The following is a 5,313-nucleotide window of genomic DNA, read 5'->3' on the forward strand; positions in this document are numbered from 1 at the left end:
AGACACAACGCGTCGTATTTGCGCATCTTGCGTTGGTCGATAAAGCCCAACCGGCTCAGATCCGCCGCCGTCTCGTTCACAGCCTCCAGGATTCGGCAGGGCAATCGCACCTTCATGTCATAACCCCAAGCAGCTCAGCGCGAAATTCGTCGATCGTCGCAGCCAGCATGCGCTTGGACTTGATGCTTGCCTTGCGGGTCGTGTTGAGCCGCAGCAGGTTCATCACGATGTGGCGAACGATGGCCAGGTTGTTGGCGGCATAGCCGCTGCGCACCCGTGACTGATCCTCGTTGAACTGCACATCCAGACACCAATGAAGCCGATTTTCTATCTCCCAGTGACTGCGCACGGCCCGAGCGATACGCTCGGCGTCGGCGGGCAGGCTGCTGATGTAGAAAGCGCGCTCGGTGCTGGTGTGATCGCCCACGGTGCGAATGCGCTCGACGACCGCGAAGCTGGCCAGGTCTTGCCAGTCCTCGGACTTGTAGAGGCGATCGATCGCGGCGTAGGCGCGGCATCGACGGACTTCGATGCGGCCGTGGTCCTTGATCGTGGTCTCATGGGTCGAGCTCGGCGTCAGCGGCCCTCGCGGATCGATATCGGAAAACAGGATCGAGTCGTGCAGGTTCGGATGGTTCTCCTTCACACACAGCACGTAATGCGCGCCACGCTCGCGGATCGTGCGGGCGATCTTCGTCTGGGTGCCCATCGCGTCGATTGTCACCACGCAGCCCTCGATCGCCAGCTTGGCGAGCAGTTCGGGAATCGCGGTGATCTCGTTCGACTTCTCGGCGGTCGCCGTTTGGCCAAGAACGACGCCCATGCCGGCCGCGAACGCGCTGACCAAGTGCAGCGGACTGGCGTCCGTCTTGCTCTTGCCGCCCGAGCGCCGACTGGTCTTGCCGTCGATCGCCACGACCGTATCGCCAGCCAGCGCCGGCACCACCATGCCCACCCACTGCCGGAACGCCGACTCGAATTCGTCGGGCGCGATCATCCCGAACACGCGTCCGATCGTGTCGTGAGACGGGATGCCATGCTCAAGCTTCATGAAGCCTCGCAACCAGTCGATCTTGGCCTCGCCCCACAGTTCGATGTCGACGAAGTCGTCCACACCCGAGAGCACCGCGCACACCGCCACCGTCAGCAACTCGGCCAAGTCGTGGCGTTTGTGCCGCGCGCTGCGCGGGTCGGAAATCGAGACGAACACCTGCGTCAGCGGCATGACGTTTCCTGCCTTCATGGGGAGCCCAAAAAGGTAGGAAACTACACAATTTATGACAATGTGAACAGGGGTCTCGCAAGGTCATGAAAGTTAACGAGTTATTTATTTGAGCTATGCGAAGTCGGTGCGATTGCCCTACAGGATTCGGCTCTTAGCCTTCGTCTTTGTCGTCATCGCAACCACCGCCGAGATCCGCGTCGATCAGCCCCTGAGCCATCTCGCGTACTGCGCCACACAGGGCCTCGTCAGTCAGTTCTGTCTTTCGCATCCAGCGGCTGAAGTGGCGAGTTTTGAAGACGCGATTCATCGTTGAACTATCACACTTGGTGATGGGTATCAGAAGGCTCTCTGAGCGTCGTCTCAAACGCGAGCGTGCCCAGCATGCAGGCGATCCCCGCCAGGTGACCCAGCCCACTACCATTCGGCTCGGTGAGCTGGATACCCAGCCACTTGGCGTAGCTCGACGCCTTGGCGAGTGAGGGTGGACCGATGCGGCGGATGCGTACGGGAAGCTGAGCCTTGAGCGTGGAAGGAACCCAGGCCGGAGGACGGGCTTGGCCGTCCTGGGTGCGCAGCACGCACTGAAACTCCGACTCCTTGATCCCGAGTTCGCCCAGGAACTGGATATAGCTTGCGAGCGCATCGCCATGCTGGGGCCCGGTGAACACGACATCATGCTTCTGGCGATTGAAGTGCTTCAGGTGAAGTTGCAGGCCAGCACGGCACAACGCCGGTGATTTGCGTGCGAGCACCGCCAGACGCGCTTCGAAACTGGCCAGAAACGCGAGCTCGGCTGGCAAGCGCGGCCGGGGCAGCTTGGGCACGTTCGTGTCCGTGAGCGCGAGCCCCAGCAAGGGGGCATAGACCGGTGCTTGTGCGAGGATCGAGGCCACAGCGGCTGGCGCCATCTGCAACTGCTCGGCAATCTGGGCCTGTGAGAGGTCGGGCAACGCGGCCAGATGCAGGACGGCCCGGACCTTGTCGAGTGCAAGCCAGTGCGCGCTCAGGTGGGGGGGCGGTGCCTTGGGGCGCCCTCGGGGACGCTGGCAGGGGGCAGGCACCATGGGCGCCGTCGGCTCGATGGGTTCCTCGACTAAGGGCGCCGGCAACTGGGGTAGTCGCGCCAGCGTGCGCGCGACCAGTGCCAGTGCAGACGACTCGAGGTAGCGCATCGCCGTGCTCAAGGGCAGACCCGATGCGGCGGCGAGCACAGTGTTGGGCAGCGCACGCAGTTCGCGATCGGTGAGGGCGGCCATCACGATCTCGGTGCCATGGATATAGTGTCCCATCGACACGGTGGGGCTCGAATGCCCGAGCAGCCGCGCGACGGCAAAGCCATACACTCGGCTCGGCGCGCTGACATGGCCGAGCAACAGCAGGCGCGCTCGACGCCCGTTCGCAAGCCAGCGCGCGGTGGCGGGGTGCGCTGCGAAGAATTCCGGGATTTCGGGGGCGTCGGGTGCGCGAAGACGCAGCATCGTCCACGTCGCAAACGCGTGCCGCAAGTGGTGAATGAACAGCAGCCGGTCTCCGGTGGCGCGGCGCAGCGCCGCATAGACACGGTCCGAGATGCCCTCGTAGGACACACTGGTGCGGCCCGTCTTGACGCTCGCCAGGAGCAACGCGGAGCGTGTCACCCCCGATTCGACCGCGGCCGCATCTTCTGCTTGTCGCCTGCGAACCCAGGCTCTCAGCATCGTGCGCTCGCCCGGTGCAAGCAAGGCGTGAGCAGGGAGGATCCGTTTCGAGTTCTCGGTTTTGAGGCGATGGCCGGGATAGTCGCGGACCAGCACCGTGAGGCCGCGGCCGTGCAGGTGGACGTCCTCAATGCGCAGCCCGAAGATCTCCATCGCACGCAGGCCCAGTCGAAAGGCCATCATCAGGACGAGCTTGGCGATGCGCACGAGGTCGGGTGCAACCCCGCGGGCGAGTTCCTGATCCAGGCACGATTGCGCTGCCCAGTACTCGTCGATGGTGACCAGGTTGGCGTCGACCGGCATCAAATGGGCGTCATCACCGAGCACGAGGTCCAGCCGCTGGATGTGGGGCAAACCATGTTTGCGCACGAGGTAAGCGTGAAACTCGCGCAGGCCCGTCTTGAGTGCGAGCCGGGCCGACTCGATGTCGCACTCGTTGCTGATCTCTGCGTAGAGAGCCTGCAGGTCCTCGAGCGGCATCCGTGTCGGATCGGCCGGCCCGAGGTGAGACAGCAAGCGGCGAAGAGATTCGGTCACCCGGTGACGAATCGTTGATAGGGCCAGCGGCTTTCCGGTCGCGCTGTTGCCGTCGACGAGGAACTGGATGAAACCGAGATAGCAACGGGCGAGTGGCTCGTGCGGGTGACGCGCCATCAGGGCAGTGATGGCCGCGAGGGCCGTCGAGTGCTGATCGGTTTCCAGAGCGGCCAGCGCAGGCTCGAGCCACGGATACATTATCGACAGATTCTCTAGCAGGTCCGCGTAGTCGGCGTCTGCGTCTTCGGGTGAGACGTAGGCGCTGGATCGCAGCCGCGCCGCGAGTGAGGACTGCGAAGCGCCAAAAATCCGCTGCCAGCTTCGGCGGTGAATCGCATGCGCGGGGAGCGCGCGTGTCATCACGCCGACCTCGAGCGAGGACGCATGAGCCCGCCACCAGGTGCTGGCGGATTCGATCAGGTCCTTGACCCCGGTCGGCTGTCGTTCGCGCGAGAGGCCTTGCGCGGTGAGGAAGCGCCGGATAGCGACCTGAGCCTTCGGAGCAGAGGGTGGCGCTGAAGCCGCCACGCCGGCCTGACGCTCGATGAGGCGGATGAGCAGAAGCGCGGTCAGTGCATCCGGAAACCAGCGCTGCAGATGCAGGTTCCCGAGTCCCTGGTGGGGGAGGTCGAACTCGAGGTAGCAGCGGGGGACGGTGCCGTGGAACCGGCCGCCTTGGCTGATGTGTTCGATCAGCCGGTTGAGCTTGACTGAATCGAGCAGCGCGCCGTGCAAGACCGCCGAAAGGAGGGTTGCGCCCCAGACTTGAAGGGGATCAATCGGGTTGCTACCGAGTGATTCGATCCCGCGATGAAGTGCTTCGCGCCATGCCGCGGTGCGCGCCGCGGCGGCCATGCTCGGTTCAGAAAACGGGCTGGGCGTGCTGGGCAGGGCCGCCGGTAGTCGTGTCTCGGCGACGATCACCCCCGCAGCTTGCAGATTCCGGATGACCAGATACAGGATGCGAAGCCAGTCGGCCGCCTCAGCGCTTTGCAGCTCTTGTGTGCGGATATGTTGAACAATGCGCGCTTCGAGCGTTCGCGCGCTTGCGAAGTCGGTCGCGGCGGTATCGTCCTGCGACTCGCGACCGCTCAACAGCCGTGCGTGCGGATTCTCGAGTTGCGCGAGGAATCGCTTGAGCCCGGGCATCCGCTGGCGCGTGCGCGGTGACAGGCTCCGTTCCGTATCCGACCACGCCGTCTCCAGCGTTACATTCAGGTTCATCGACTAACCCCGCCGGTCGAGGTGGTGAAGGAGTCGGCTCTTGATCGGAACGAGCTCGAGCGCCTCGTGCAGGGACTGCAACGCCGGCATCAGCTGGGCGCGATGCAAGCCGTAATCAAAACTGGAGAACCTCCCAAACGGGGACTCGCCGTCGTTGAAGTGCCCCAGGAACGCGTCGATCACTTCGCCGGTGACGCCGCGGGCGAGAAGCTGCGTGCGCAGAAATGCGCGATGGAAGTTGGCCGGCAGTGGCGCGCCACGCGCGGCAAGCTGACCGGCGACCCACGTGGGCGTCAGCGGCGCGAGCCGGCGGCGTTCATCGAGCACGACGAAGGGCTGCCAGTCAGCAGCCTGTTTGCGATCGATCTGCGGCTGCAGCCGCTGGAGCAGGTTATCGACATGGTCGCGGTAGTTCTGCAACTGAAGGCACAGCGACGCATCAACGATTGCCAGCCGTGCGCGGCTGCTGCGTTCGTCATCCTTGTCTGACAGTGCCGCGTCGAATGCATGCACCGCGTCATCTTTGCCCGCGAGAAAGAGCGTATTCGCGCGCGGGCTCGTCAGCGCGCGCATGCTAGTCGAGAGGGCCGAGTAGAGCCATGTGTAGAGGGTGTAACTCGCGTGATACGC

4 protein-coding genes are annotated in these 5,313 nt (G+C 64.1%); all 4 read right to left on the reverse strand.

The genetic code is table 11. The features are described from left to right. Window positions 1-112: 112 nt before the first annotated feature. Entirely contained in the window at window positions 113-1,243 is a 1,131-nt protein-coding gene (locus ACUH78_RS18655) for an ISAs1 family transposase (RefSeq protein WP_445334367.1), read from the reverse strand. A 133-nt stretch (window positions 1,244-1,376) separates the two neighbouring features. Then, the gene (locus ACUH78_RS18660) at window positions 1,377-1,532 is read right to left on the reverse strand and encodes a type II toxin-antitoxin system RelE/ParE family toxin (protein ID WP_198158975.1); all 156 of its coding nucleotides are present in this window, start codon (window positions 1,530-1,532) and stop codon (window positions 1,377-1,379) included. A gap of 10 nt (window positions 1,533-1,542) precedes the next feature. Beyond that, window positions 1,543-4,683, reverse strand: coding sequence for a tyrosine-type recombinase/integrase (locus tag ACUH78_RS18665; protein WP_510497597.1), 3,141 nt, complete (start codon window positions 4,681-4,683; stop codon window positions 1,543-1,545). A 3-nt stretch (window positions 4,684-4,686) separates the two neighbouring features. After that, entirely contained in the window at window positions 4,687-5,256 is a 570-nt protein-coding gene (locus tag ACUH78_RS18670) for a hypothetical protein (protein ID WP_510497598.1), read from the reverse strand. Window positions 5,257-5,313: the final 57 nt, after the last annotated feature.

The organism is Thauera sp. ZXT1-4 (assembly GCF_052598215.2).